This window comes from Bradyrhizobium sp. T-12, from assembly GCF_058314695.1.
The window spans coordinates 1,165,015-1,191,790 of record NZ_CM177756.1; the positions used below are offsets into that span (position 1 = coordinate 1,165,015).

The 26,776-nt window shown below is 64.1% G+C and carries 28 protein-coding genes; 21 read left to right on the forward strand and 7 right to left on the reverse strand.

The genetic code is table 11. The features are described 5' to 3' along the window. Nucleotides 1-48 precede the first annotated feature (48 nt). On the reverse strand, nucleotides 49-567 hold the full coding sequence (locus tag AC0WRY_RS05575) for a DUF6101 family protein (protein WP_194406036.1): 519 nt from the start codon (nucleotides 565-567) through the stop codon (nucleotides 49-51). A gap of 265 nt (nucleotides 568-832) precedes the next feature. Here AC0WRY_RS05575 and AC0WRY_RS05580 point away from each other — a divergent pair, with 265 nt between their 5' ends. The 7 genes from AC0WRY_RS05580 to AC0WRY_RS05610 all read left to right on the forward strand — a co-directional run bounded on the left by AC0WRY_RS05580 (nucleotide 833) and on the right by AC0WRY_RS05610 (nucleotide 7,013). After that, the gene (locus tag AC0WRY_RS05580; protein WP_491122768.1) at nucleotides 833-2,221 is read left to right on the forward strand and encodes a TldD/PmbA family protein; all 1,389 of its coding nucleotides are present in this window, start codon (nucleotides 833-835) and stop codon (nucleotides 2,219-2,221) included. After that, nucleotides 2,208-3,017, forward strand: coding sequence for a 3'(2'),5'-bisphosphate nucleotidase CysQ (locus AC0WRY_RS05585; protein WP_194406038.1), 810 nt, complete (start codon nucleotides 2,208-2,210; stop codon nucleotides 3,015-3,017). The genes AC0WRY_RS05580 and AC0WRY_RS05585 overlap by 14 nt, the downstream gene beginning before the upstream one ends. A 62-nt stretch (nucleotides 3,018-3,079) precedes the next feature. Further along, on the forward strand, nucleotides 3,080-3,322 hold the full coding sequence (locus AC0WRY_RS05590; RefSeq protein ID WP_194406039.1) for a DUF4170 domain-containing protein: 243 nt from the start codon (nucleotides 3,080-3,082) through the stop codon (nucleotides 3,320-3,322). Continuing rightward, complete coding sequence (locus AC0WRY_RS05595) at nucleotides 3,319-4,032, forward strand: lysophospholipid acyltransferase family protein (RefSeq protein WP_491122769.1); 714 nt, start codon at nucleotides 3,319-3,321, stop codon at nucleotides 4,030-4,032. Before AC0WRY_RS05590 ends, AC0WRY_RS05595 begins: the two co-directional genes overlap by 4 nt. Then, nucleotides 3,995-5,341, forward strand: a complete 1,347-nt coding sequence (locus AC0WRY_RS05600) for a 3-deoxy-D-manno-octulosonic acid transferase (RefSeq protein ID WP_259215828.1) — start codon at nucleotides 3,995-3,997, stop codon at nucleotides 5,339-5,341. The genes AC0WRY_RS05595 and AC0WRY_RS05600 overlap by 38 nt, the downstream gene beginning before the upstream one ends. Next, a complete protein-coding gene (lpxK, locus tag AC0WRY_RS05605; protein ID WP_491122770.1) occupies nucleotides 5,334-6,350 on the forward strand; it encodes a tetraacyldisaccharide 4'-kinase in 1,017 nt (338 codons plus the stop codon). The genes AC0WRY_RS05600 and lpxK overlap by 8 nt, the downstream gene beginning before the upstream one ends. A gap of 327 nt (nucleotides 6,351-6,677) precedes the next feature. Next, the gene (locus tag AC0WRY_RS05610; protein ID WP_194406043.1) at nucleotides 6,678-7,013 is read left to right on the forward strand and encodes a GYD domain-containing protein; all 336 of its coding nucleotides are present in this window, start codon (nucleotides 6,678-6,680) and stop codon (nucleotides 7,011-7,013) included. 372 nt (nucleotides 7,014-7,385) lie between these two features. Here the strand turns inward: AC0WRY_RS05610 and AC0WRY_RS05615 are convergent, their stop codons facing one another. Then, nucleotides 7,386-7,583 (reverse strand): hypothetical protein, encoded by a 198-nt coding sequence (locus AC0WRY_RS05615; RefSeq protein WP_259215836.1) that lies wholly within the window; start codon nucleotides 7,581-7,583, stop codon nucleotides 7,386-7,388. Nucleotides 7,584-8,052: 469 nt separating this feature from the next. On the opposite strand from AC0WRY_RS05615, the gene AC0WRY_RS05620 reads away from it, so the two are divergent. Then, the gene (locus AC0WRY_RS05620; protein WP_491122771.1) at nucleotides 8,053-8,364 is read left to right on the forward strand and encodes a hypothetical protein; all 312 of its coding nucleotides are present in this window, start codon (nucleotides 8,053-8,055) and stop codon (nucleotides 8,362-8,364) included. A gap of 22 nt (nucleotides 8,365-8,386) precedes the next feature. Here AC0WRY_RS05620 and AC0WRY_RS05625 read toward each other — a convergent pair whose 3' ends face one another. Next, a complete protein-coding gene (locus AC0WRY_RS05625; protein WP_211418521.1) occupies nucleotides 8,387-8,617 on the reverse strand; it encodes a DUF2093 domain-containing protein in 231 nt (76 codons plus the stop codon). A gap of 195 nt (nucleotides 8,618-8,812) precedes the next feature. Between AC0WRY_RS05625 and AC0WRY_RS05630 the strand changes: the two genes are divergently transcribed. Both AC0WRY_RS05630 and AC0WRY_RS05635 read left to right on the forward strand, forming a co-directional pair. Then, the gene (locus AC0WRY_RS05630; protein WP_491122772.1) at nucleotides 8,813-9,634 is read left to right on the forward strand and encodes a dienelactone hydrolase family protein; all 822 of its coding nucleotides are present in this window, start codon (nucleotides 8,813-8,815) and stop codon (nucleotides 9,632-9,634) included. Nucleotides 9,635-9,895: 261 nt separating this feature from the next. Further along, nucleotides 9,896-10,042 (forward strand): hypothetical protein, encoded by a 147-nt coding sequence (locus AC0WRY_RS05635; protein ID WP_491122773.1) that lies wholly within the window; start codon nucleotides 9,896-9,898, stop codon nucleotides 10,040-10,042. Between the two features lie 66 nt (nucleotides 10,043-10,108). Here AC0WRY_RS05635 and xseA read toward each other — a convergent pair whose 3' ends face one another. Further along, entirely contained in the window at nucleotides 10,109-11,731 is a 1,623-nt protein-coding gene (gene xseA / locus AC0WRY_RS05640; RefSeq protein ID WP_491122774.1) for an exodeoxyribonuclease VII large subunit, read from the reverse strand. A gap of 139 nt (nucleotides 11,732-11,870) precedes the next feature. Here xseA and AC0WRY_RS05645 point away from each other — a divergent pair, with 139 nt between their 5' ends. From AC0WRY_RS05645 to AC0WRY_RS05670, 6 genes are all read left to right on the forward strand, one after another. Further along, nucleotides 11,871-12,881: an alpha/beta hydrolase gene (locus tag AC0WRY_RS05645; protein ID WP_194406049.1), complete on the forward strand. Its 1,011-nt coding sequence runs from the start codon at nucleotides 11,871-11,873 to the stop codon at nucleotides 12,879-12,881. Next, a complete protein-coding gene (locus AC0WRY_RS05650; protein ID WP_194406050.1) occupies nucleotides 12,878-13,432 on the forward strand; it encodes a hypothetical protein in 555 nt (184 codons plus the stop codon). The genes AC0WRY_RS05645 and AC0WRY_RS05650 overlap by 4 nt, the downstream gene beginning before the upstream one ends. 4 nt (nucleotides 13,433-13,436) lie before the next feature. Then, complete coding sequence (locus tag AC0WRY_RS05655) at nucleotides 13,437-13,739, forward strand: winged helix-turn-helix domain-containing protein (RefSeq protein ID WP_194406051.1); 303 nt, start codon at nucleotides 13,437-13,439, stop codon at nucleotides 13,737-13,739. A gap of 227 nt (nucleotides 13,740-13,966) precedes the next feature. Next, nucleotides 13,967-14,746, forward strand: coding sequence for a hypothetical protein (locus tag AC0WRY_RS05660; protein ID WP_194406052.1), 780 nt, complete (start codon nucleotides 13,967-13,969; stop codon nucleotides 14,744-14,746). Next, nucleotides 14,733-15,296 carry a PIN domain-containing protein gene (locus AC0WRY_RS05665; RefSeq protein ID WP_194406053.1) on the forward strand — a complete coding sequence of 188 codons (564 nt, stop codon included), beginning with the start codon at nucleotides 14,733-14,735 and terminating at the stop codon, nucleotides 15,294-15,296. Before AC0WRY_RS05660 ends, AC0WRY_RS05665 begins: the two co-directional genes overlap by 14 nt. A 59-nt stretch (nucleotides 15,297-15,355) precedes the next feature. Continuing rightward, the gene (locus AC0WRY_RS05670; protein ID WP_194406054.1) at nucleotides 15,356-16,426 is read left to right on the forward strand and encodes a PIN domain-containing protein; all 1,071 of its coding nucleotides are present in this window, start codon (nucleotides 15,356-15,358) and stop codon (nucleotides 16,424-16,426) included. A 217-nt stretch (nucleotides 16,427-16,643) separates the two neighbouring features. Here the strand turns inward: AC0WRY_RS05670 and AC0WRY_RS05675 are convergent, their stop codons facing one another. Further along, nucleotides 16,644-18,566 carry a P-loop NTPase fold protein gene (locus AC0WRY_RS05675; protein WP_194406055.1) on the reverse strand — a complete coding sequence of 641 codons (1,923 nt, stop codon included), beginning with the start codon at nucleotides 18,564-18,566 and terminating at the stop codon, nucleotides 16,644-16,646. A 166-nt stretch (nucleotides 18,567-18,732) separates the two neighbouring features. Between AC0WRY_RS05675 and AC0WRY_RS05680 the strand changes: the two genes are divergently transcribed. From AC0WRY_RS05680 to AC0WRY_RS05690, 3 genes are all read left to right on the forward strand, one after another. Beyond that, entirely contained in the window at nucleotides 18,733-19,008 is a 276-nt protein-coding gene (locus AC0WRY_RS05680) for a hypothetical protein (protein WP_194406056.1), read from the forward strand. A 158-nt stretch (nucleotides 19,009-19,166) separates the two neighbouring features. Beyond that, nucleotides 19,167-20,450 (forward strand): phosphoribosylamine--glycine ligase, encoded by a 1,284-nt coding sequence (gene purD, locus AC0WRY_RS05685; protein WP_194406057.1) that lies wholly within the window; start codon nucleotides 19,167-19,169, stop codon nucleotides 20,448-20,450. A gap of 219 nt (nucleotides 20,451-20,669) precedes the next feature. Further along, complete coding sequence (locus AC0WRY_RS05690; protein WP_194406058.1) at nucleotides 20,670-21,575, forward strand: alpha/beta fold hydrolase; 906 nt, start codon at nucleotides 20,670-20,672, stop codon at nucleotides 21,573-21,575. On the opposite strand, the gene AC0WRY_RS05695 is transcribed toward AC0WRY_RS05690, so the two are convergent. Beyond that, entirely contained in the window at nucleotides 21,572-22,030 is a 459-nt protein-coding gene (locus tag AC0WRY_RS05695; protein WP_194406059.1) for a nucleoside deaminase, read from the reverse strand. The genes AC0WRY_RS05690 and AC0WRY_RS05695 overlap by 4 nt on opposite strands. 121 nt (nucleotides 22,031-22,151) lie before the next feature. Here AC0WRY_RS05695 and AC0WRY_RS05700 point away from each other — a divergent pair, with 121 nt between their 5' ends. Beyond that, complete coding sequence (locus AC0WRY_RS05700) at nucleotides 22,152-24,266, forward strand: pseudouridine synthase (RefSeq protein ID WP_194406060.1); 2,115 nt, start codon at nucleotides 22,152-22,154, stop codon at nucleotides 24,264-24,266. 1 nt (nucleotide 24,267) lies between these two features. After that, entirely contained in the window at nucleotides 24,268-24,825 is a 558-nt protein-coding gene (rsmD, locus tag AC0WRY_RS05705) for a 16S rRNA (guanine(966)-N(2))-methyltransferase RsmD (RefSeq protein ID WP_491122775.1), read from the forward strand. A 73-nt stretch (nucleotides 24,826-24,898) separates the two neighbouring features. Here rsmD and mutL read toward each other — a convergent pair whose 3' ends face one another. After that, the gene (gene mutL / locus AC0WRY_RS05710; RefSeq protein ID WP_194406062.1) at nucleotides 24,899-26,713 is read right to left on the reverse strand and encodes a DNA mismatch repair endonuclease MutL; all 1,815 of its coding nucleotides are present in this window, start codon (nucleotides 26,711-26,713) and stop codon (nucleotides 24,899-24,901) included. Nucleotides 26,714-26,776 lie beyond the last annotated feature (63 nt).

Sequence of the window (26,776 nt, forward strand, 5' to 3'; positions counted from 1 at the left end):
GCGGGTTACGCTACGGCTAACCCGCCCTGCGGCAATTGTGGCTGCCGCTCAATTCCGCGCGATGATCTCGCGTTCTTCGCGATGAACGGTGAGCTCGCGCGCCATCGCAACGCGGCGGCGCATCAGGAATTTCGGACGGCGGGCGCGGATCGCATTGGCGCGGCGGCGGCGGGCGGCGGGCTTGCGCGCGCCTTCGTCGAGCTGCGGCAGCGCGAAGATCTCGCTCCAGATCGCCCAGGCTTCATTGAGCTCGTCGCCATCGGCCCCGACCAGCAGCGGCACGGACAACGAGGGATCGCGATGCACGAGGACGAGGGCCTGCGCCTCGTCATTGCCGCGCAGCGCGACGCCGGTGAAGTCGCTGACGCGGACGTTGATCGCCATCTGCATGCCGCGGACGGCACGGCGCAGCACGACACGTTCGCGATGAAGCTCGATCTGCCTCGTGTATCCGTCGGCGCGCGGATCGTGCGCATCGAAGCGGACCGGGAGGGAAAGAGGGTCGAGCCGCAGAGAGCGGCTCGACCCGGCGGGAGCGACCCCGCATGTTGCTGTTTGACGCCTCACGGCTTTCGTTCTCCCCGCCGGGATTATGTTCCCGGTCGATGCGAGGACCTTAGCGCGCGCCCCTCCGAAACCGCTTAAAAAGGCTGGTTAACCCACCGTCACTGCTCCTCATGATTGACAAGACCTTGGCACGCATGATTGACGAGACGTTGCGCCGATGGTGCGAATCTGAGCTTTTGGCGGGCTGAAAATGCTTGAAGTCCGCGCGATCAGGGCACATCTGTGGGTTCCGGTCCCGAACCCCCGCCCCAACAGGATTTCGTTCGTGAACTCTTCACCATCCGCAAGCTCGACCACAGCCAATCGCGACCTGTTCGACCAGTCCGCGCTCTCCGATCTCGCGCAGCGGCTGGTCGAGGCGGCCAGGCGCGCGGGCGCAGACGCGGCCGATGCGGTCGCCGTGCGCGGCGTCTCGCAGGGCGTCGAGGTGCGCGACGGACGCGTCGAGGAATCCGAGCGCTCCGAGGGCGACGATGTCGGCCTGCGTGTGCTGGTCGGCCAGCGCCAGGCGGTGGTCTCGACCAACGACGTCAGCGGCGATGCCGTCACCAAGCTTGCCGAACGCGCGGTCGCGATGGCGCGCGTGGCGCCCGACGACAAATATGTCGGCCTCGCCGATCCCGCGCTGCTCGCGCGCGACTTCCCCGATCTCGACCTGCTCGATCCCGACATTCCCGCGACCAGCGAGCTCGAGCGCCGCGCGCTTACGGCCGAAGCCGCCGCGCTCGCCGTGAAGGGCGTCACGAAATCCGGCGGCGCTTCGGCCTCCGCCGGCATGGGCGGCATGGTGCTGGTCACCTCGACCGGTTTCCACGGCTCCTACTTGCGCTCCAGCCAGGGCATCTCCGCCACCGCCATCTCGGGCGAGGGCACCGGCATGGAGCGCGACTACGACTTCACCTCGGCGCCGCATGCCGCCGACCTCTTGTCACCGGAGGTCGTCGGCCGTTCCGCCGGCGAGCGTACGGTGGCGCGCTCCAACCCGCGCAAGGTCGAGACCTGCAAGGTGCCCGTGGTGTTCGATCCGCGCGTCGCCGGCTCGCTGGTCGGCCATGTCGTCGGTGCCATCAACGGCGCCTCGATCGCGCGCAAGACCAGCTTCCTGAAGGACAAGCTCGGCCAGCAGCTGTTTGCCAAGAACATCCGCATCATCGACGATCCCCTGCGCAAGCGCGGCCTGCGCTCGCAGACCTTCGACGCCGAAGGCGTCGCCGTGAAGAAGATCGCGCTGATCGACGAGGGCGTGCTGACGACCTGGCTGCTCGACTGCGCCACCGCGCGCGAGCTCGGCCTTTCCACCACCGGTCACGCCCATCGCGGCGTCTCCTCCTCGCCCTCGCCGGGCCCCTACAATCTGCATCTCGAACCCGGCACGCCGACGCCGGCCGAATTGATCTCAGACATCAAGCAGGGCTTCTACGTCACCGATCTGATCGGCTCGGGCGTCAACGGCGTCACCGGCGATTACAGCCGCGGCGCCTCCGGCTTCTGGATCGAGAATGGCGAGATCACCTATCCCGTCAGCGAGGTGACGATCGCCGGCCATCTGTTCGAGATCTTCAAGTCGATGCAGCCGGCGAACAATCTCGAATTCCGCTACGGCATCAATGCGCCGACGGTGCGCATCGAGGGCTTGACGCTTGGCGGACGCTGACGCGAACGACACGATCCTGACCCGCGATGCCGCGCTGCTGCAGGACACGGTGCGGGAAGCGGGCGCACTGGCGCAGTCGATGTTCCGCACCGAGCTGAAGAAGTGGATCAAGGGCGCATCCTCGCCGGTGTCGGAAGCCGACATCGCCGTCAACGATCTCCTCGAAACGCGCTTGCGCAGTGCGACGCCGGATTATGGCTGGCTCTCGGAGGAGAGCGCCGACGACGCAGCCCGGCTGTCGCGGCGGCTGACCTGGATCGTCGATCCCATCGACGGCACGCGCAACTACCTCAACGGCCATGACGATTGGTGCGTCAGCGTCGCGCTGGTCGAGGATGCAACGCCCGTGCTCGGTGCAGTGTTCGCGCCTGTGAGCGGCGAGTTCTTCTTCGCCGCGCGCGGACGCGGCACGACGCTCAACGACGTCCCGGTGCGGGCGACGGGCGGAGCCGAGCTGGACTTCGCCCGCGTCGCCGGGCCGAAACCCCTGGTCGAGCGCCTGAAGCCCTCGCTCGGCGACATCCAGCTGCATCCGCGAATCGGCTCGCTGGCGCTGCGCCTGTGCCGGGTCGCCCATGGCGCGCTGGATGCGGCTTTTGCGGGCGGCAACAGCCATGATTGGGACCTTGCGGCGGCCGATTTGATCGTGCAGGAAGCCGATGGTAGGATGAGCGACCTCTCCGGAGAACCCATCCTCTATAACCGCCGGGAAGTGGCGCACGGGGTGCTGGTGGCAGCGGGGCGCGATCGTCATGCGGGCATTGTCGCGCATTTTCGAGATCGCCCCTTGGCCTGAAGCGCCCGTCGTCGTGCTCGTCGAACACTGCTTTGCCGGGCCGCCCGCTAGGAACAGAACTCATGCCAGATAGTGCCCAGCAACAACTGCTCCACCTCGTCATCGGCGGCGAGCTCGTCGATCTCGAGCAGAACGTCTTCAAGAATCTCGACGACGTCGAGATCGTCGGCCTCTACCCGAATTATGCGACCGCCCACGCCGCCTGGCGGGCCAAGGCGCAGAGCACGGTCGACAATGCGCAGATGCGCTATTTCATCGTCCATCTCCATCGGCTGCTCGACCCCAATCAAGAACCGGCACGTTGAAAAAACTGCTTCGCAATACGCTGCGAAGCAGCTGGTTTCAGCGTGCCGTCGGATTTCTGGCGGCCGAATATCTGCGTCTGGTCTGGCGCACCAACAAGTTCACGTTCGATCCGCCCGATGTCTATGACATCGTCGAGCCGCAGATCCCGGCGATCTTCGCGTTCTGGCACGGCCAGCATTTCCTCACGCCCTTCATCAAGAACAAGGACTCCTACCGGGCCAAGGTCCTGATCTCCCGGCATCGCGACGGCGAGTTCAACGCCATCGCGGTGGAGCGGCTCGGCATCGGCCTGATCCGCGGTTCCGGCGATCATGGCAGCGCCTTCCACCGCAAAGGCGGCGTCGGCGCCTTCAAGGAAATGGTGCGGACGCTGCAGGACGGTTGTAATGTCGCGCTGACCGCCGATGTCCCCAAGCGCGCGCGCGTGGCGGGACTCGGCATCATCATGCTGGCACGGGAATCCGGGCGGCCGATCATGCCTTTCGCGATGGCGACCAGCCGCTTCATCCGGCTGAAGAACTGGGACCGCACCACCATCAATCTGCCGTTCGGGCGGGGCGTCCTGGTCGGCATCAAGGAAATCCACGTGCCACCGGATGCGGATGCCGCCACGATGGAAGCGCTGCGGCTGGAGCTGGAAGAGACCTTGAACGAGGCGACCCGGCGCGCCTATGCGCAACTCGGCCGTCCGGGGCCTCAAGATGCCTAAATCGCTGCCCATTGCGTTGCCGATCACGCTGCGGATGTACCGGCGCCTGGCCTCCGGCCTGGTGCCGCTTGCGCCCGCGCTGATCAAGCGGCGGCTGAAGCAGGGCAAGGAAGATCCCGCGCGCGTCGGCGAGCGGCGCGGTCTGTCGCGGGACGTGCGGCCGCACGGCCCGCTGGTCTGGATCCACGGTGCCAGCGTCGGCGAGGTGCTGGCCGCGGCGGCGCTGATCGAGCGTTTGCGCGATCTCAATCTGCGCATCCTGCTCACCTCGGGCACCGTCACCTCGGCCGCGGTGGTCGCCAAGCGCTTTCCGCCCGACGTCATCCATCAATACGTGCCGTATGATTCTCCGCGTTATGTCGCGCGCTTCCTCGATCACTGGAAGCCGTCGCTGGCGCTGTTCATCGAATCCGATCTGTGGCCGAACCTGATCCTGGCGGGCGCCGCGCGCCGCGTGCCGATGGTGCTGATCAACGGACGGATGTCGCCGCGCTCCTTCCCGCGCTGGCGGCGCATGCACGGCACCATCTCGGCGCTGCTGTCGCGGTTCGACATCTGCCTGGCGCAGTCGAAGATCGATGCCGAGCGCTTCGCCGCGCTCGGCGGCCGCGACGTCGCCACGACAGGGAATCTCAAGCTCGACGTGCCGGCGCCGCCGGCCGATCCCGCCAAGCTCGAGCGGCTGATGGCGATGACGCGCGGGCGGCCGATTATCGTCGCGGCCTCGACCCATCCGGGCGAGGACGAGATGCTGGTCGCCGCGCATCGCAGCCTCGTCGGCTTCTTCCCGCAGCTCCTCACGGTGATCGTGCCGCGGCATCCCGATCGCGGCTCCTCGATCGCTGGCCTGATCACGGCCTCCGGCCTGACGCCGGCGCTGCGCTCGCGCGAAGAACTGCCGGGCGCGACCACCGACATCTATGTCGCCGACACCATGGGCGAGCTCGGCCTGTTCTACCGCCTCTCGCCGATCGTGTTCATGGGCGGGTCGCTGATCCGCCACGGCGGACAGAATCCGATCGAGGCGATCAAGCTCGGCGCCGCCATCGTCCATGGTCCGCACGTCTTCAACTTCACCGATGTGTTCGAGGCGCTCGATGCGAGCGGCGCGGCGCGGCAGGCCGATAATCAGGAAGCGCTGGTCAAGCAGCTCGGCCAGCTGCTGGCCGATCCCGCTTTGCGCGAGACAATGCAGCGCGCCGGCACCGGCGTGGTCGAGCGGCTCGGCGGCGCACTGGATCGCACCATGACGGCGCTCGAGCCCTATCTGCTGCAATTGCGCATCGAGATGGGGGCCGCCAATGCGTGAGCCGGCCTTCTGGTACCGGCCACGTTCTCTTCCGTCCTATGCGTTATGGCCGCTCGGCGCGCTCTACGGCGCGATCACCGAACGGCGCATGCTGCGCGAGGGCAAGGATGCCGGCATCCCCGTGATCTGCGTCGGCAATTACCATGTCGGCGGCGCCGGCAAGACGCCGACCGTGCTGGCGCTGACGAAGCTGTTGCGCGGGCTCGGCGAAACGCCTGTGGTGCTCAGCCGCGGCTATGGCGGGCGCCTGAAAGGCCCCGTCATGGTCGGCCGCGACCGTCACACCGCCGCCGATGTCGGCGACGAGCCCTTGATGATGGCGCGCGACGTCCCGGTCGTGGTCGCGCGCGACCGCGTCGACGGTGTTGCGCTGGCGAAGTCGCAAGGCGCCACCGTCATCCTGATGGACGACGGTTTCCAGAACCCGCGCCTGCTCAAGGATGCTTCGCTGATCGTGATCGACAGCGAGCGCGGCCTCGGCAACGGCCAGGTGTTCCCGGCAGGCCCGTTGCGCGCGCCGCTGCAGGCCCAGCTTGCGCGCACCGACGCGCTGGTGCTGATCGGCGACGGCCGCGCCGCCAACGATGTCGCCGCCGAGCTCGCCAAGCGCAACAAGCCCGAGCTGCGCGCACGGTTGAAGCCGGATGCGGGCTCGCTCGCGCAACTGCTCGGCCGGAAGGTGTTCGCCTTCGCCGGCATCGGTGATCCCGAACGCTTCTTCCGCACCCTTCGCGCTGGCGGCATCGACGTCGCGCGCACGCGCGCCTTCGCCGATCACCACATGTTCTCGCGCGAGGAGATCGCAGCCCTCGCGGCGGAGGCCCTGCGCGAGCAGCTCACGCTGGTGACGACGGAAAAAGATCTCGCACGCCTGCGCGGCAGAGAGGGCGTGCCTGACGACATCGTGCCGTTTGCCGTCCATCTCGAGTTCGACGATCCCGCCGCGCTGCGCCAGTTGATCGGCGACCAGCTCTACAAGGCGCGCGAGCGAAGATTCGGCAGGCGATGATCTCCTAGGAAGGCAAGGCTATTCCGCGAAGATTGCGCCTCGCGCTTTCCTGCGCGAACGCAACGTGTGATGGCGAATGAACTGGCGCGATGCGATGTGTGAACCGAGCTGTCATGTCGCGGGCGACAAAGTCTCTTCCGCACGTCCGGGAGTTGATGTAGCCTTTCATGAGAGCCGTCACCGGGACGTGCCGAACTCCCGGAAATTATCGACGGCGTTTATGCCCACGGCGGGCATGTATCTTCATCATTTCAGGTGCGACGGCCGTAACGACCAGCTCGGAACGGCATGAAGAGGTATTGCTAAGAGTTCAGAGGAGAACATGCCATGCATTTTTGCCTCACCGGACAATACACACCACGCGCGCTCAACGCTATCTTGGAAAATCCCACGACCAATCGCCAGGAGGCCGCCAGGAAGCTCATTGAAGCCGCCGGCGGAAAGCTGATTTCGATGTACAGCGTTGCGGCCGACGGCCCAGGCGTTCTGGTGATTTTCGATGTGCCTGATCCGGGCGTGGCTCCGGCCATTTCCGGACTGACCGTTACGGCAGGCACCCTGCAGAACGTGAAGCTGACCCGGTTGTTCACGCAGGACGAGATCAAGCAGGTCCGCCAGAACGCGGCGAAGCTGCGTGCTTCATATACTCCGCCCGGAGGCTGACTCCGGATCTCGAGCGAAGCCGCCGCAGGCGTTGCAGGCGGCGGCAACGCTCACATCAAGGGATCAATCACGTCTGCAAGCCGAAGGTCTGGCGTCCATCGACGAACGATGTAATACGATGCGTGCTGCGTCCGGTGCCATGGGTCGGATTGAAACGTGCTTGCCAGCGGCCGCGGTTCTCCGCGGCGATCGTGCTTCAGCAGTCAGTTATGCTCACCACGCCCCAGCGGCCATCATTCCGATAATGGTCAGGCACGAGAGGCAGGCCACCATGACAGTATAGTATTCGGGTGTATTCATTGCAGGCTCCCAAACTGTTGCCAATTGCTTGGTCATTGCTACGCGGGAGAGGTTGCCCGTGGTCGGGCCGCTTCAGTGCGGCGCGCGGTAATCGGGTTTGCGATGCATGTGCATCTTGTCATCGTCCTTCCGATCTGCAGGATGATGATCCGCGTCCGGAGCCTGAGCGCGTTCAGTCGCGATCAGAAGCTGTTTCCGCATTTCAGCAAGACGGGCGCGACAATATTCACGATAGAGCAACTCTAATATGGCGGGCATGATCATCCCCATCGTTTGGCTTGATATTCCGCCGCGAATTTTCTTGGTGAACGTAGCCGTCCAGATGGCGCTTCGATATGAGCCCGTTCACAGACTGCGCCAATTCCAAAGCTCAATGGTCGGTTGGTTGGCTTGATTGTCTGCGCGATAAAAGGAGCAGGGCCAGTTACCTAACACGCAACTATAGCAGCCCTCTGTTTCACCAAGACTTCGTCGAACAACTTAAGGGCGCCGAATCGCAACGAAGAATCCAACCACAGCGCGAAATGACTAACCACTGAGTGCGCGCATTGCTCGATGCAACGCGGAGCGGCGTGGCGGAGATCATCGGCGGTGAGGCTGGCAAATCACGCGCGCGCATATCGTCGCAATTGACACACCCTTATCGATGCTCGTGTCGACCTGGTTGCCGCACGCCGCCATTCAGCCGGCATTCATGGCCAGGCTCTTATCGATAGAGCTGCGTCCAAGGAGAGGTCAGATGAAATTGCGGTCCGCGCTTCTTACCGCCAGCCTCATGTGTCTGCCGGTGGTGCCCGCCCTTGCTCAGACATCCGCACCACCTGCCGCCGCTCCGACCGCCACCGTGCCGGTTCCCGCGACCAAGCGCGTAACGTGCCTTGCCACGACGGCGAGCCTGAAAGGGCAGGACAAGCGCGACCAGCTGCAGCTCTGCCTGGCGCAGGCGCGCGTCGACTGCCTGAAGCAGGCGATCGATCAGAAGATCGTCGGTGAATCCAGGAAGAGCGCGATCAAGACTTGCATGGGCGGCGATGCACCCGAGTCGCAATAGGCGAACGAGATTGACGACGGGATCACGAGTCCTGCGGTCTCGGCGCGCCGGGAAAATGCCGCTGCAGCACGGCGGCAGGCGTGGCGTAGGCCTCCTGCAGGTCGACGCTCCAGTATTTCAGCTCGTCGAGCGGAATCCGCGCGTCGGTGATGGCGCAGCGCACGAAGGTCCCCGGCGAGATCACGCGGAAATCGCCGTCGAGATATTGCACCTGCGCTTCGCCATGGCCCGAAGGGCCGAACTTGTTCAGCACGGTCGAAAGTCTCCGTGGAAGGCCGCCCTCGAGGAAACCCCTGGAGGGCACGATGTGTTGGCCGGGATGTAGCATAGATAGGGCGGCTTGTCCGCCCGGTAAACCCACCGGTTTGTGATGTTTTGCCGCCGTTTCCGCATGATAGTTCTGGCGCGAAGGATCGCCGGTTCCGGCAGCTCCCTACGGCAGAGTCCGATGCGCCTTCGACTGACCGCCTTGTTCGTGATGCTCGTGATGTCGGCCGCGCATGCCGCGCCGGCGCCGCTAGCAGTCGAGATTCCGCTGGCGTCGGGCGTCCTCCATGCGCAGCTCTACAAGCCCGAGGGAGCAGGCCCGTTTCCGACCGTGATCGCGCTTCACGGCTGCGGCGGGCTCGGCGGCCATTCCGATTCCATCCTGCCGCGCTATCGCGACTGGGCCGAGCGCCTGCTCAGGGCCGGCAACGCCGTGCTGTGGCCCGACAGCTACGGCTCGCGCGAGCTCGGGCCGCAATGCCGCGTCAAGGAGATGCACGTCAAGGCGCGGCGTGAGCGCGTCGCCGACATCGCGGCGAGCCGGGCCTGGCTGATGCAGCAGAGCTGGGTGGCGCGCGACCGCGTCAGCCTGATGGGCTGGGCCAATGGCGCGAGCGCGCTGCTCTGGGCCGTGCGTCCGCAGAGTGCCGCGCGGGATCTCGGTCCGGATTTCCGTGCTGCCGTCGCGTTCTATCCCGATTGCCGGATCTCGGCCGGCCTCGGCTGGAGCACGCGCGTGCCCACCCTGGTGCTGATCGGCGCCGATGACGACGTCTCGTCGCCGCCCGCCTGCCGCCAGATGGTGGAGGGCGCGCATGGCCGTAGCGCGCTCGCGCGCATCGTGGTCTATCCCGGCGCCTATCACGATTTCGACCGCGCCAACACGCCGCTGCACGCAGCTGGCAGCAATGATGCCGGCGCGCCCGAGCGCGGCCATCTCGGCACCAACGCGCAGGCGCGCGCGGAATCGCAGAAAGAGGTGGCGGAGTGGCTGGCGCGGTAATTTCGTAGCCCGGATGGAGCGCAGCGAAATCCGGGACAGTGCAACGTAGGGCACGATCCCCGGATTGCGCTGCGCTCCATCTGGGCTACGGCCCACGTGAAGCGGGGCCGCCCGAGGAACAACGTCGAGCGGACAGCCCCGCATCGACCACCGCCCTGCACTAGGAATGGCCGACCGGGAATCTACGGATCGCGCGTGCCAGCGGTTTCAGCGCGTGACGGCGCCTTAGTTCGACCACGATGTCGATTAAACGAAAGCTCCATGCGCAACCGCATCACGCTCTTCTCCGCACTCGTCGCCTTCACCGTCGCGATCTTCCTGTACGAGGCCCACGCCGGCGCCCCCCAGCGCGCATCGGAGCATTGCGGCTTCTGGACCACGATCGACGCGGGATTGTCCTGCCGCTAGGGCTCGCCGTGTCCACGCGCGCCGCTATTGGCGGCGAATGACACTGAGCGTGAAACGGTCATCGCCTCAGAACAGGCTGCCCTGATCCACCGGCTTGGCCACGCGCTTCGGCGCAGGCTTTGCGTCCGTTGCAGCCGGCTTCGCCTGCGCCGGCGCGCGCTTTGTCGCCGGCGCCGGCCGATCCGCATCCGCGGTCGCCGCAACACGTCCATCGGCGAACTCGATCTCGAGCCGCGCGTTCGGTCCGACGCTATCAGCCGCATGCAGCGGATGGCCCGCCTCGTCGCGCACCAGCGCAAAGCCGCGTGCGAGCACGCTGCGATAGGACAAGGCCGACAGCAGCTTGCCGCTGTTCTCGACGCGGGCCTCCAGCCGCTGCAGCAGCGTGAGCAGCGCGCGGCCGGCGCGCTCTGAGAGGCGATGCGTGCGCTCGCGCTGGCGCGCAATCGCGTTGCGCAGCGCCTGCGCATTGGAGAGCTTTGAGGCGCGCAGGCGCACCTCGAGCCCCGCAAAGCGGTCGCGCCGCCGGCGTAGCAGCGAGCGCGCGGAGAGGCCGAGCCGTTCGCCGCACACGGTCAGGCGATGATCGGCCTGCGAAATCTGGCCGTGCAGCACGCGCAGCGTCAGCTTCGCGCTGGCCGCGGTGAACCTGCGGAAATGCGCATGCGTGTTGGCCTTGAGGCAGCGGGGCAGGGAGGCGCCCGCCGAATCCAGCCGTTGCCGGGGAATGGCGAGCAGATCGCCGGCCGCCGGCAGCGCGCGCGCGGCGGCGCGCAACTCGCTGCGGCGGCTTTCCTGCGCGCGCATCCAATAGGCGCGGGTGCGGCGCCCGAGATCGGCGACCTCGACGAAGAGATCGCTGCGCACCGGCACCGCCATCTCGGCCGCCGCCGTCGGCGTCGGCGCGCGCTTGTCGGCGACGAAGTCGATCAGCGTGATGTCGGTCTCGTGTCCCACCGCCGAGATCAGCGGGATCATGCTCTCGGCCGCCGCGCGGACCACGATCTCCTCGTTGAACGACCAGAGATCTTCCAGCGAGCCGCCGCCGCGCGCGACGATCAACACATCGGGCCGCGGAATCCTGCCGCCTTCCGGCAGCGCGTTGAAGCCGCGGATCGCGGCCGCGATCTGCTCGGCCGAGCCTTCGCCCTGCACCTTCACCGGCCACACCAGCACGCGGCGGGGGAAGCGGTCCTCCAGCCGATGCAGGATGTCGCGGATGACGGCGCCGGTCGGCGAGGTCACCACGCCGATCACCTCTGGCAGCCACGGCAGCAGCTGCTTGCGCGCCTCGTCGAACAGGCCTTCGGCGGCGAGCTTCTTCTTGCGCTCCTCCATCAGCGCCATCAGCGCGCCGATGCCGGCCGGCTCCAGCGCCTCGATCACGATCTGGTATTTCGAGGAGCCCGGATAGGTCGTGAGCTTGCCGGTGGCGATCACCTCCAGCCCCTCCTGGGGCTTGAAGCGCATGCGGCCGTGCACGCCCTTCCAGATCACCGCCTCGATCTTGGCGCTCTCGTCCTTGAGCGCGAAATAGCAATGGCCGGAGGAGTGCGCCCCGCGAAACCCCGAGATCTCGCCGCGGACCCGGACATGGCCATAGGTGTCCTCCACCGTCCGCTTCAGGGACTGCGAGAGCTCGGACACCGTGAATTCGAAGGCGTTGTTCAGTTGTTCCGCGGGCAGCATCGGGCAAACGATTCGGCATTTTGGGGTCAGACCCACGTTTAAGGATTTTCACCGCGCGGCGCCAATCCCGGGCTTGATCGGAAGAGTACTCTGTAATATAGAGTTCTCTATTGATTTTGATCCATTGGGAGTTTGCGTCATGGCAATGCGATTGCTGCGCGGCGTTTTGAGCGGCGTGAAATGGGCCCTGTGTGCGGTCGGCGGCGTGGCGCTGATCCTGACCGCGATGATCGCAACCCCGCTGCAGCGGCCGCCCGAGATGCGCTCGGTCTCGGAATCGACCAAGGGCATCGACTGGTCCACGCTGCCGCAACTCGAGCGCTTCCAGGCACGCGACGGCACCTGGATCGGTTATCGCCATTACGCACCGATCGGCGCTGCGGCAGGCCGCGGCGCGATCTTCATCCATGGCTCCTCCGGCTCCAGCGGCACCGTCAACCACGCGCTGACCCACGCGATGTCAGCGCATGGGGTGGAGACCTGGGCGCTCGACATCCGCGGCCATGGCGGCTCCGGCACTCGCGGCGATATCGGCTATGTCGGCCAGCTCGAGGACGATCTCGTCGATTTCGTCGCGGAAGTTCGCAAGACCGCGCCGGATCTGCCGCTCACTTTGGTCGGCCATTCCGCCGGCGCCGGCTTCTCGCTGCGCGTCGCCGCGACCCCGATCATGCAGGACATGTTCGTGCGCACCGTGCTGCTCGCGCCCTATCTCGGCTATGACGCACCGACCAACCGGCCCAATGCGGGCGGCTGGGCCAATTTCAACGTCCCGCGCTTCTTCGGCCTGAGCGCGCTGCGCAAGCTCGGCATCGACTGCTGCGCGCAGCTTCCGGTGCTGGCGCTGGCGGTGCCGGCGACCTCGGCGAAATATCTCACCTCGATCTATTCCGATCGCCTGACCCGCAATTTCTCAACGCGCGGCTATCGCATAGATCTTCCCTTGACGACGCGCCCGATCACGATCTTTGGCGGCGCCGAGGACGAGATGATGATCTCGGACAAATACGCGGAAGCCGTGCACGCGGTGAAGCCGTCGGTCGACGTCAAGATCATCGACGGCATCAACCACATGGGCATCGTCACCAATCCCAAGGCGATCTCCGTCATCGCCGAGGACGTCGCAACGCGCGGAGCAGGCCAGTCATGATCGACAGCAAGGAGGCGTCCGCGGCGCTGGCCGATATCGACGACATCGTCCAGCGCCTGAAGCAATCGCAGCTCTACGAGCTTGCGAGCCTGGCTGCGGTGTGGTGGGGCGTGCTGGTGTTCGCGGCCAATCTCGTCACCTGGCTGTGGCCGGCCTATGCGGGCTACGCCTGGGTCGCCACCGATGTCGTGGGCGTCGGCGGTCTCGTCGTGCTGCGTGTGCTCAATCCGCCGCAACATCCCAACGGCAGCGCGGCCGGCATCAGGATGCTCCTGGTGCTCGCGCTGTTCTTCGCCTTCGGCTACCTCTGCACTGACGTGATCGGCCATTTCGGCCCGCGCCAGCTCGGCACGTTCTGGCCGCTCTATTTCATGCTGTTCTATACGATGGCGGGCCTGTGGTTCGGCCATGCCTTCCTGGCGATCGGCCTCGGCATTTCCGCGCTGACCCTGATCGGCTTCTTCTACATCGGTGAAGCCTTCCCGCTCTGGATGGCCTTCGTCAACGGCGGCGGCCTGATCCTCGGCGGCGTCTGGATGCGGCGGATCTAGCGCGATGGCCGAGCTCGACGACATCATCCACCAGCCGCTGCGCCTGAAGATCATGGCGGCGCTGAATGCGCTGCCGGTGGGCACGGGCCTGGAATTCGCGCGGCTGAAGAAGCTGACCGGCGCGACCGACGGCAATTTAGGGGCGCATATCGAGACGCTGGCGAAGGCGGGGTACGTTTCGGTGGAGAAAGCGTTCGTGGGCAAGAAGCCGCAGACGACGGTGACGGCGACGGCGGCAGGGCGCGGGGCGTTCGCGCGGCATGTGGCGACGTTGCAGGAGATTATTGCGGGGAGGCAGGCTACATAGAACCCCATTCTCCCGCAAGGGGAGAGGGCATAGCGAGTGGCACGCGATCCCCGGCAAGCCCCTCTTGCCCCCGGGCGTGACGTAGAGAGGGGTTACACCGCCCAACGAGAAAACCTGGTTACCCCTGGCGCCGACCAAAGTCGGTGCCCGCGTTGGTAGTATTGTTAGGGTCGCTCTGCTTTACTGGAGTCCTACAGGTCCTCCGGCCGAAATCCTGAGTTCTCCCGATGGCGATGCCCCGCAAGCGCAAAAGTCGAATCGATGGCACCGAGCATTATCGGTTCAAAATCGACGCCTACACCCCAGCGACGATTCCGATGGCGCGCCTCGCTCAATACATGGAGCAGTTGGCGGCGCTTCTCGGTGAGCGCGATGGCGTACACTTTCGCGGCCTCACCAAGGGCAGCACCGTCCTAAATGCGCGCGTTGATCGAGAGGCCGCACCCAAGGTTCACGACCGGGTCGTCGCGGTGCGAGCTGGAGACGCGAGCGTTGAAGCCCAGCGGGCTTTCAACGCATTGAACACGCTCCTCCGGGCGGACAACGCTGTCGGAGTCCTGCGCGATGCAGCGCCGCGTGGCGCGGTCGTCATCCGCTTTCCCGGCCGCGATCAGACGGAAGAAAAGTTCATCGTTCGTCAGCAAGGCTCGATTGACGGTTTTGTCACCGGGATTCGCGGCAGGGATGCGACCATCCACGTCACGTTGCAGTCCGAAGGCAGGCAGATCAGCGGCTGCGAGACCACGCGCGCCGTCGCAAAGCAGCTCGGGGCAAAGCTCTTCGAACCTGTGAGGCTCTTCGGAAAGGGCCGCTGGGTGCGCGATGGCGATGGCGAGTGGACGCTCGAACATTTCCGCATCGAGAGCTTCGAGGCGCTTCAGGACAGCTCATTGACCGATGCCCTCGCGACACTTCGCGACATCCCAACGGAATGGGGTGACGACGCTTACAACGAGCTGGTCGCAGGACGGAAGGGACCGGGGAGCAACAAGAATGGTGGTCATTGACTCCACCAATCTGCTGCTGCTTCTCCGGCCAGGGACCCCCGTACCGGGTGGTCGCGACGGCAAGGCTGTAGAACGCGCAAAGGAGCGCATCGAATACTTGGTGCATCGGTTGAGCAAGGCGAAGGCGCGAATCATCATCCCGGCGCCAGCGCTCAGCGAGGCTCTCGTGAAGGCGGGAGCCGCCGCGTCGCTGCAGATCGTCGAGGAGCTGCAGAAACACGCCGTGTTCAGCATCGAGCCTTTCGACACGCGCGCCGCGCTGGAGGCGTCGGCGATGTCACGCGCGGCCCTCGCTGGTGGCAACAAGAAAGGGAAATCAACGGCACCATGGCAAAAGGTGAAGTTTGATCGTCAGATCGTCGCCATAGCCAAGGTCCACGGCGCGACTGAAATCTATTCGGACGATGACGACGTCGTGGCTCTCGGCGAGCAAGCTAAGATCAAGGTCATTCGATTGGCGGCCCTGCCACTGCCGCCTGAAAAAGATCAGCTCGACTTCTTGCTGGAGCCCGACGCCGACGTAGAAGCCACGTCTAGCGATGAAGGCTGACGCGGTCGCTTCAACAAAGTGTTTAAGCAAAGCCAGCACGACAATCGAGACCGAGACGCATGACCGATAGCGGCGAAGCACAGCTCGACACCGATATTATCTTTATCGACACGGAAACCTTTGTTCGGGAAAAGTTTGACTGGAATTCCGTTGCGTTCTCTCGGCTCAAGGAGCTTGTCAAGGCAGGGCATCTGCGCGTTTTGACAACGAGCATTACAAAAAAGGAGGTGGCAAGAAAGCAACAGGAGGCGCTGGATAACGCGGCAAAATCTGTAAAAAAGCACGAAGTCATACTCGGCCAATTAGGGGGCTCGGTAGCGACAGAAGCAATCAACTCGCCAAGCGCCGCAGCCGCATTGGAGGCGTTGTTCGAGAAGTTCCTCGAAGATGTCAAAGCGCGCGAGATTCCACTGCAAGCTGACCTCGAAAAACTGTTCGACGATTACTTTGCACAGACGCCACCATTTAGCGGTGGGAAAAAATCAGAATTCCCCGACGCGGTCGTTCTAATATCTCTGCGCAAATGGAGAGCGGACCGTCATCAGAAGATCTACGTAATTTCCGGCGATCCAGACATGAAGGCCGCTTGTGGCGAAGGCAGTGACTTGCTCCACGTCGAGCGGCTTGCTGACGTAATCTCAATGGCGACAGTTACAAAGCAGGTCCATGACGATCTGCTGAAGTTTCTTGCTGAAAGTGAACATCTTGCGTTGAGCCTGTCAGACGAACTCATGGGTAGTAAGGTCAAAATTACAAAGTTGTACTGGATGGACGATATTGATGACGCATCCGGAATAGTCAGGGACGTGACGGATTTTAGCATCATCCATTTAAACGTAATCTCGAAAGAGCAGAACGCCTTTGAATGCGAGATTGAAGTCGAAATCTGCCTTAATATCGAATTCACCGTCGAAGTCAGCAGACGATCCGGGTTCGAGGACTACGACCCCAGTTACACGCTTTATGAGACCGAGCCCGTAATCTTATACTTGTACCCAGTCGTCGTTGTTCGTTTCGACACAGCAAAACCGAACGACACCGAAATCGAGTCGGTTTATGTCAGTTCCGATATTGAGGTTGAGGCGGGCGACGTTGATGTGATTAAAAACGCCCATCGCCATCGGTATTAAAGCGACGAGGAACGCTAAATAGCTGTTCGGCCGCGTTCTGCTACCATCGGCGGCATGAGCCCGCACCATCAATGACACTTCCAAGCTGGTAATTACGGCGACAATGCACTAACTGGCATCAACTGCGCCGGCTTGGAAATTAGTGCACTGTCACCGTAATAGCTGTAATGGCTGATCGTGGCGCCGCAAACTGACGGCTCGAGCCGGCCAGGCGAGATCAACTCTCTTCTGCCTCTTCTTCCTCATCTGTTGATCGCAGAAACGGTGCAAGGTTCTGTGACGCGCGTTGCCTTATTCGGAACCGAGACAAAGGAGGCGAATTCTCAGCCGCTAACATTAATTCCGCCGCCACGGCATTCAGCCAGTCGCACTCCGGCTCCAATTTATTTCTAAGCAAGCCTGTTTCATAACGAAATTTAAGTGCCGAGAAGACCGTGCCCTGAGCATCGGGCGACAGGCTCAGCAATGCATCAACAAACTTCTTAGCCGGGATGGCTGCTAAGATTGGAGTATCCCAATAGATCGCAGCTTGTACATTATTTGCGGTAATGAGCTGGAGGAATGAAGAGGGGTCAACTTTCATCTTCTCCAATAATGCCTCGCCATGTACAGGTAGGCGCTTGGCTTTCACCTGTTCAACGAGCTGTTCGTAGCGCGCAAAAATCGTTCGAAATTCCGGAGTGTCGGCCAAGGTTACTTGATGATCGAAGCAATAGACGCTGCCTGATTTGAGTAGGTCGCGTAGGTTCCTTTCTTCGATTAATTCGGCCTTCATGAGGTCATCCAGACAGTTCTTGCACTCTTCTACGATGATGCTTTTTGGAAGACTGATTGCATGTATCTCGCTGAAGAAAAGTCGAAGACCAAAGATGTGGAGCATCTCATCGTTGTTGCCAAATTTTTTTTCCCGGAATTGGTTTTCGATCTTTGAGATCGCCTCCAAGTACTGCTCGTCTGTGACCTCCCATCCCTTCCATGCCGTGAGCCATGGTGGTTCGCTTTTGGACGTGAAGTATCGACTGTTGTCGATCGATCTGCGTGCGTCGGCTTGATCGAGCCAGCCCTCAAACAGCATAGTTTCCAGTTGTTTCAAGTTCAGGGGGGACTTGCTTACTCCAGTCATGGGGTACTGCGTAGCAATTCTCCCAGCGACGCTAGTGTCCTTCGAGTCGCGCTCCCTCATCAGGCGGACGACCTCGCTGACAGCCAACGAGGGAAACTCATCTCTGCTGATGCGACCTGCTCGGACTTCGATGGCGAGCATGAGGACTACCTTGAATAGCGCTTCCATTGCATGATTGTTCGACCAGTGTTCTTCGCTCAAGCATCCTGCCAATCTCTCGTAGTCCCATAATGCATGCTTCAGCAGGCGTAAGTTGTTGGTGTTCGATCTGATGTGAATATCTAACGCGGCGTCCAATTGAGTTTGCAGAAGCGATTTGGCGCGCTCGTGCCGAATGTCTACGAGGAAAGATTTCAGCGCTTCTTCAGCCGAGGATCTGACTTCGAGTGTCTGACCGATCAATTTCTCTTTGATTAGCGTGTAGCTCTTTGCGCCAATGTTCGTTTCAATTTGGCTCTCGGTCTCTTGATCGCTCTTGTTTTGCGAGTGGAGCTTTTCGCGCGCATATAGCTCAGCCTCATTTGCAATTATAATCGTCTTGAAAGAGTTGTGTTCAACAAAGCTGTTTATGTAGCCGAGAACATCCGAAATGGGCATCGAACATCGTTCTAGATCGTCGAAAACTAGAAGAGCGTCAGAGGGGGTTTTTAGGTATTTTGAAAGATCAATGTCGGGAATTGATGAATCCACTTTCAGTTCGTCTTTGCCGTCTAGATCTATCTTTAGTCCTGCCTTGAGGCTTCCTTTCACAATGTTCCAGCCGATCTTCATCGTTTTGGAAGAGAGTACTGGGTGAAGCTGTCGAAAAAGTTCATCATCTACTTCTTGGGTTGAGGTCATCCCATATAGGGAAACACGCAAAGGTCGAAACGGCCGGTCTTCTTTTTGGGCTTGATCTTTCGCTTCATCAATGAATCGCTTTACGAGTGTCGTTTTTCCGGCGCCCCACGGCCCGGTAATAAGAACCGCGAAATCAAATTTGTTGGCAGGCTCGCAGTAGTAGCGAAGATAATTCACTACGTGCTCGTTCGGTCCTTGCGTACTCACTTCTAGCTTCCTCTCTCTTCTGACTCAGGCGATGCCTGTTCGCGGCGTTGGGCGAGGGTGGCTATGACCGCATCAAGGTGCGGCCGGTGTGGTTCGACAAATCGTCAATCGGTAGTAGTTTCGAGATGAGACGTTCGTGGCGAATGGCTATGATCCTGACGCCATGCAGGAGGGAACGATGCCGGAAATAAGCAAGCCAGGTAAGTCGGTTTATATGGAGGTCGGTGTTTGGTGGGATCCGGATCAGGGCCATATTCACGTAACTGCGAAGAATGTCCCAGGCTTCCATACGACGGTCAGTCCGGATGCCTCTAGTAAGCGCGGGCATCCCAACCTATTCATGAAGCTGGCGAAAGTTCTTCGCGATAACGGTGCGCCACACCCCGAGATTAAGGAGCAGACCGATATCTAGGCTCCCAAGGGGGCTCGGTGAACGGCTGCCTCTCGCGGGATGGCTTGCGGCTTCGCCGCGCCCCGGAATGACGGGGGAATCGGATGTCGCACCCCTTCACACCCACCCCGATTCGTGCGACGTCCGGCCCCAGCAAAACCCCTCATCCCGAGCCCTCGATGCACATTCTCCTCCTCGGTTCCGGCGGCCGCGAACATGCTCTGGCGTGGAAGATCGCAGCCTCCCCCCTGGTGACCAAATTCTGGTGCGCGCCCGGCAATGCCGGCATCGCGCAGGAGGCCGAATGCGTGGCGCTCGATGTGGCCGACCATGCGGCGGTGATCGATTTCTGCAGGCAGAACAAGGTCGAGCTGGTGGTGGTCGGGCCGGAGACGCCGCTGGCGGCCGGCATCGTCGACGACCTCACGGCGGCCGGTATCAAGGCGTTCGGGCCGAACAAAATTCCGGCCCAGCTCGAAAGCTCCAAGGGGTTCACCAAGGCGCTGTGCACCGAGTTCGGCATTCCCACAGGCGCCTACAAGCGGTTCACCAACGCCAAGGACGCGCGAGACTACGTCACCAGCCAGGGCGCGCCGATCGTGGTGAAGGCCGACGGGCTTGCCGCCGGCAAGGGCGTGGTCGTCGCCAAGACCGTGCGCGAGGCGGAGGACGCCATCGCCATGATGTTCGAGGGCGCCTTTGGCGAGGCCGGCGCGGAGGTCGTGATCGAGGAGTTTCTGCCCGGCCGCGAGATCAGCTTCTTCGCGCTGTGCGACGGCGAGACCGCGATTCCGCTGGCCTCCGCGCAGGACCACAAGCGCGTGTTCGACCACGACGTCGGCCCGAACACCGGCGGCATGGGCGCCTATTCGCCGACGCCGCTGGTGACGCCTGCCGTCCACGACGCCATCATGGCCAAGATCATCCTGCCGACGGTCGCGGGCATGAAGCAGCGCGGCACGCCGTTCCGCGGCATCCTCTATGCCGGCATCATGCTGACGACGCAGGGGCCAAAGCTGTTCGAGTTCAACGTCCGCTTCGGCGACCCCGAGTGCCAGGTGCTGATGCTGCGCATGATGAGCGACATCGTGCCGGCGCTGCTGGCCTCCTGTGATGGCCAGCTGAAGAATTTCGATCTGCGCTGGCACAAGGAAGCCGCGATCACCGTGGTGATGGCGGCACAAGGCTATCCCGGCGACTACCAGAAGGGCACGCGCATCGAGGGGCTCGATGACGCAGCCAAGGTCGACAATGTCGAGATCTTCCACGCGGGGACGGTGGCCAAGGACGGGGCGATCCTGGCCAATGGCGGCCGCGTGCTCAATGTCTGCGCGTTGGGTGCGACCGTGACCGAAGCGCAGGCCCGCGCCTACCAGGCCGTCGACCGCATCAAATGGCCGGAAGGCTTCTGCCGCCGCGACATCGGCTGGCAGGCGGTGGAGGCGGAGAAGGCCAAGGGCTGAGACGCCGCCGACAGGCCCGAGCTCGCGATCCCGGACGGCGCGCCAAGGCCGGAATCGCGCGTTGTTGTCACCGCGCCGCCACATCGGCATTCCAGAATGTGCAATCAGCTGTTGGGGTTAGGCACCCCGCAGATAATACCGCTACTGTGCATGGGGTTGTTTTCGACTTTTTGTTTGTCGGGACGACCTCCAGGACTGACCAACCAAGGATGCAACAAGATGTCCGATCTCGCCGACCTCTATCCGGGTTTTGCCTCCGAATGGATCGATACCTCGTTCGGCCGCATCTTCGCCCGCGTCGGCGGCAACGGCCCGCCGCTGTTGCTCCTGCACGGCTTCTCCGAGACTAACGTGATGTGGCACCAGGTGGCGCCCGAGCTTGCCGAGGCCTTCACGCTGATCATCGCCGACCTGCCGGGCTACGGCTGGTCCGACATGCCCGAGAGCGATGCGCTGCACATCCCCTACAGCAAGCGCGCGATGGCGAAGGCGATGGTGGAAGTGATGGAGCGGCTCGGCCACGTCCACTTCGCGCTCGCCGGCCACGACCGCGGCGGCCGTGTCTCGTATCGGCTGGCGCTCGACCACCCCGGCCGGCTGTCGAAGCTTGCCGTGCTCGATATCCTGCCGACCTATAATTACTGGGAGCGGATGAACCGCGCCTATGCGCTGAAGATCTATCACTGGACCTTCCTGGCGCAGCCCTATCCGCTGCCGGAGACGCTGATCTCAGGGCAGGGCGAGTTCTTCCTGCGCTTCAAGATGGCGAGCCAGACCAGGTCGAAGACGCTGGACGCGATCGACCCGCGCGCGCTCGAGCATTACCTGGCCCCGTTCCGCGATCCCGCCCGCATCCATGCGATGTGCGAGGATTACCGCGCCGGCGCCTATTTCGACTACGACCTCGACAAGGCCGATTTCGAGGCCGGCAAGAAGATCACCATTCCGATGCTGGCGCTGTGGGGCAATGCCGGCGTGGCCCAGGCCGCCGCGACGCCGCTGGATACATGGCGGCAATGGGCGACGAATGTGGAGGGCATGCCGGTGGAGTCCGGGCACTTCCTCACCGAGGAGAATCCGGACGTGACGGCGAGGGCGCTGCGGGAGTTCTTTGTGGGGGATTAGCGCCGCTCCCGAAAAAACTCCTTGAGCAGCCGCGCCGCCTCGCTCTCGCCGACGCCGGAATAGACGTCCGGCGCGTGGTGGCAGGTCGGGGATGCAAAGAACCGCACGCCGGATTCGACCGCGCCGCCCTTGGGGTCGGCGGCGCCGTAATAGAGCCGCCTGACCCTTGCAAACGAGATCGCGCCCGCACACATGGTGCAGGGCTCCAGCGTCACGTAGAGGTCGCAGTCGACGAGGCGCTCGCTGCCGATCTTTTTCGCGGCCTCGCGCAGCGCCACGATCTCGGCATGAGCCGTCGGGTCGTAATCGGTCAGCGTCCGGTTCGCCGCGGTGGCGATGACCTCGTCATTGCGGACCACGACGCATCCAACAGGAACTTCGCCCGCCTTTCCGGCACTTTCGGCCGTTTTGAGCGCCAAATCCATGAAAGAGGGGGCTTTCAAGCCTCGTATCATCGCCAGAAACCTGCTAGTAGCTGCGCCTTCAGCAGAAGTGCTTAACCGAAATTGCCTGAGCATGCGGCTCGGAACGAGCGCGCACAATGCTCAACGGCCACCCCCTCGAGTGAGATTATCCATGCCTCGCGACAGCGACAAAGACAACGATTCCCGCGGCCGGCGAGGCCCGCCCAAAGGCGGCCGCAGCGGCAAGGCGCGCGGCCCCGAGAAGAAGTTCGCCAAGCGCGGTTTCGAGGGCAAGAGCGCGGGAAAGAGCGAGGGCAGGGGCGACCGCGACAGCCGCCCGCCCCGTGGCGATCGCGACAGCCGTCCACCGCGCGGGGATCGCGAGAACCGTCCGTTCCGCCGCCGCGAGGAGGGCGATGCCCCGCGCCGCGATTTTTCCGACCGTCCGCGCTTCAAGCGCGACGATCGCGGCAGTGAAGCCCGCGGCGAGCGCAGCTTCAAGCCGCGCGGCGACCGTCCGTTTTCCGATCGCTCCTCGCGCGATGGCGAGAAGCGTCCCTTCAAGCCGCGTGGCGATCGTCCGTCCTATGGCCGTGACGACCGTCCGCCGCGCCGGGACCGCGACGATGCCCGTCCGGCCGGCCGCTCGAGCGACAGGAAGTTCGGCGACAAGAAGCCCTATGCGCCGCGTGGCGACCGTCCGGAGCGCCCGTTCGACGGCGAGCGCAAGTTTTCGCGCGGGGGTGATCGCGGTGGCGGTCCGCGGGATCGCGGCGAGCGCAGCGATTCCAAGCCCTGGCAGAAGCGTGACGCGGCTCCGCGCGGCGACCGGCCGCCGCGCAAGGATTTTGGCAAGGGTCCGCGCAAGGATTTCGGCGACCGTGATCGCGGCCAGGACAAGCCCTGGCAGAAGCGCGACGATCGGCAAGGCGGCGGCGATGATCGTCCGCGGTTCTCGCGTTCGCGCGACGATCGCGCGTCGGGCGATCGCCCGTTCCGCGAGCGGCCCAAATTCGACCGGCCGCGCGAGGATCGTCCAAAATTCGATCGGCCCCGACGTGATGGCGACGGCGACCGCGGCGGGCGCGGTGGTGACCGGCCGAAATTCAATCGTCCGCGCGAGCGGTCGGAAGGCCGTTCCGATTGGCACGAGCATCCGCGCAGCGAAGGCCGTTTCGGCGATCGCCCGCGCCGCGAAAACGAGGACGAGAGCAGGATCTTCGAGAAACGTCCGGCCTTCGGCGGCCGCGGTGCCTATCGCGAGCGCGATCGTGATTTCGACCGGCGGCCGCGCCGGGACGAAGAGCCGAAGCCGAAGAAGGCCGGCGAGCGTATCGCCAAGGCGCTGGCACGCGCAGGCCTCGCGTCGCGCCGCGACGCCGAGGAAATGGTCACGCAGGGCCGCGTCACGGTCAATGGCCGCGTCATCAACTCGCCTGCGCTCGACATCACCAAGAACGACGTCGTCCTGGTCGACGGCAAGCCGTTGCCGGAGCGCGAGCGCACGCGGCTGTTTCTGTATCACAAGCCTCGCGGACTGATGACCACGCATGACGATCCCGAGGGGCGTCCGACCGTGTTCGACAATCTGCCGGAAGGTCTGCCGCGGCTGATCAGCGTCGGCCGGCTCGACTTCAACACCGAAGGCCTCCTGCTGCTCACCAATGACGGCGGGCTCGCGCGCACGCTCGAATTGCCGGATACCGGCTGGCTGCGCCGCTACCGCGTTCGCGCCCATGGCGACGTCACCCAGGCCCAGCTCGACGAGCTCAAGAACGGCATCGAGGTCGAGGGCGTCAAGTACGGTCCGATCGAAGCGACACTGGAGCGCGATCAGGGCGCCAATGTCTGGCTGGTGTTCGCGATCCGCGAAGGCAAGAACCGCGAGGTGCGCAACGTCTGCGCCCATCTCGGCCTCGAGGTGAACCGGCTGATCCGCGTCTCCTACGGACCGTTCCAGCTCGGCGAGGTGCCCGAAGGCCAGGTCGAGGAGATCCGTTCGCGCGTGCTGCGCGAGCAACTCGGCGACAAGGTGATCGAGAAGTCGGGTGCGCAGTTCGACGTGCCCTCGAAATCCGCACGCGTCGATGACGCACCGAGCGAGAAGAAGCCCGTCAGCAAGCGCGCCGTGATCAACGACCGCAAGGGCCGCCGCGTGCTGGTGCAGCGCACTGGGAGCGAAGAGGCGCGCGAGCGCAACGAGGAAGAGGCGAGCGGCTACGGCCCGCCGCGCCGTCCCAAGCGCGGCTATCACGGCAAGCGCGACCTGACGCCGCGGGAGGACTAGCTTGCGCGTCGTCGGCGGTCGTTTGAAGGGGCGTAATCTGGCCTCACCGTCCTCGCGCGACATCCGCCCCACGGCGGACCGGCTGCGCGAGTCCGTGTTCAACATCCTCGTGCATGCCTATGACGATCCGATCGAGGACGCGCGCGTGCTCGATCTGTTCGCCGGCACCGGCGCGCTCGGCATCGAGGCTTCGTCGCGCGGGGCGAAGTTCACGCTGTTCGTCGACAATGGCGCGGAGGCGCGTGCGCTGCTGCGCAACAACGTCGAGTCACTCGGCTTAGGTGGCGTCACAAAAGTCTATCGCCGCGACGCGACCGATCTCGGGCCTGCGCATCCCGTCGAGCCGTTCTCGCTGGTGTTTCTCGATCCGCCCTACGGCAAGGGCTTTGCGGAGAAGGCGCTGGCATCCTTGCGCGATGGCGGCTGGCTGACGCCGGGGGCGCTGCTGGTGGTCGAGGAGGCCAAGGCCGCGCAGTTCGTGACGCCGGACGGCTTTGAGGAATTGGAGCGGCGGGCGTATGACGACACCGAGTTCGTGTTTTTGCGTAGGGCGGATTAGCGAAGCGTAATCCGCCATCGTCTCGGCAAATGCAGAAGAGGCGGGTTACGCTAAGCTAACCCGCCCTACGAATTCACCGTCGCCCGAACAGCTTCTCCACATCGCTCAGCTTCAGCTCAACGTAAGTCGGGCGGCCGTGATTGCACTGGCCGGAGTTTGGCGTGTCCTCCATCTCGCGGAGCAGGGCGTTCATCTCCTCCGGACGCAGCCTTCGGCCGGCGCGCACCGAGCCGTGGCAGGCCATGGTCGCAGCGACGTGCATCAGGCGGCGTTCGAGAGGAAGCGCCTCGTCCCATTCGGCCATGTGCTCGGAGAGATCGCGCAGCAATCCGCCCGCGTTGGTCTTGCCAAGCAGCGAGGGCGTCTCGCGCACCGCGACAGCGCCGGGGCCAAAGGATTCGATGGCGAGGCCGAACGAGGCGAGCTCCTCGCTGCGCTCCAGGAGGCGCTCGACCGTAGCCTCGTCCATCTCGACGATCTCGGGGATCAAGAGAATCTGCCGCTGCACGCCGTTCGCGGCCAGCGAGGCCTTGAGCCGCTCATAGACAATGCGCTCATGCGCGGCATGCTGGTCGACGATGATCAGGCCGTCGCGGGTCTGCGAGACGATATAGGTCTCGTGGATCTGCGTGCGCGCCGCGCCGAGCGGGCGGTCGACGAGGTCGCTCGCCGGCTGCGTCTCGATCCTCACGTCCGCGCTGGGCGCCCCGACGTCGAAGGCGGCCTGCGCCCGCTCGGCGAAGGCGGGCGCGGCGGCGCCTTCGAATGACGGCATCGGTGCCACCGGAGCGGAGGGCGAGGCGCGCCAGTCCCAGCTCGCCGGACGCTGTGGCGTGAAGGCGGGCCGGAACGAAGACAGCGCGCTCTCGCCGCTGTTGGCGGCGGTGCGACGTCCCTCGCGCGCGAGACCTTCCTTCAGCCCGTGCACGATCAGTGCGCGGACGAGTCCGGCATTGCGGAAGCGCACCTCGGTCTTGGCCGGATGCACGTTGGCATCGACCTCGCGCGGGTCGAGCGTGACGAACAGCGCCAGCACCGGATGACGGTCGCGCGGCAGATAGTCGGCATAGGCCCCGCGCACTGCCCCTAAGATCAGCTTGTCGCGCACGGGGCGGCCGTTGACAAAGAGATATTGCCCGAGCGCATTGGCCTTGGTCAGCGCCGGTGCCGCGGCATAGCCGGCGACGACGACGCCGTCGCGCTCGGCATGGACCTCGAAGGCATGGCTGCGGAACTCCGCGCCCAGGATATCGCCGAGCCGAGTCAGCCGTCCGGCGGCGCCGGGCAGCGCCGCGGCCCAGGTCACCGGCGCGCGCTCCTCGCCCGCCAGCGTGAAGGCGATATCGGGCCGCGCCATTGCGAGGCGCCGCACCACTTCGCGGATCGCCTCGGCCTCGGTGCGGTCGGTCTTCAGAAACTTCAGCCGCGCCGGTGTCGCATAGAAGAGGTCGCCCACCTCGACGCGGGTGCCATGGGCTAGCGCCGCCGGCATGATCTCGGATTTCTCGCCGCCCTCGACTGTCAGCGCCCAGGCGTGGGGTTCGCTCGCATGCCGCGTGGTGATGGAGAGCCGCGCGACCGAGCCGATCGAGGGCAGCGCCTCGCCGCGGAAGCCGAGCGTGCGGATCTGCAAGAGATCCTCGTCGTCGAGCTTGGAGGTCGCATGGCGCTCGACCGCGAGCGCGAGGTCTTTCGCGGTCATGCCGCCGCCGTCATCGGTGATGCCGATTCGCCGCCGTCCGCCGCCGTCGGTGAAGACGTCGATCCGGCTCGCGCCGGCATCGATCGCGTTCTCGACCAGTTCCTTGACCACGCTCGCAGGCCGCTCGACCACCTCGCCGGCGGCGATGCGGTTGACGACCTGTTCTGGCAATTGGCGGACGGGCATGGGTTCACTCGGCGAATGTCCCAGTGTAACGCCGACCCGCAACAAATGCATGGGGAAGCTCGC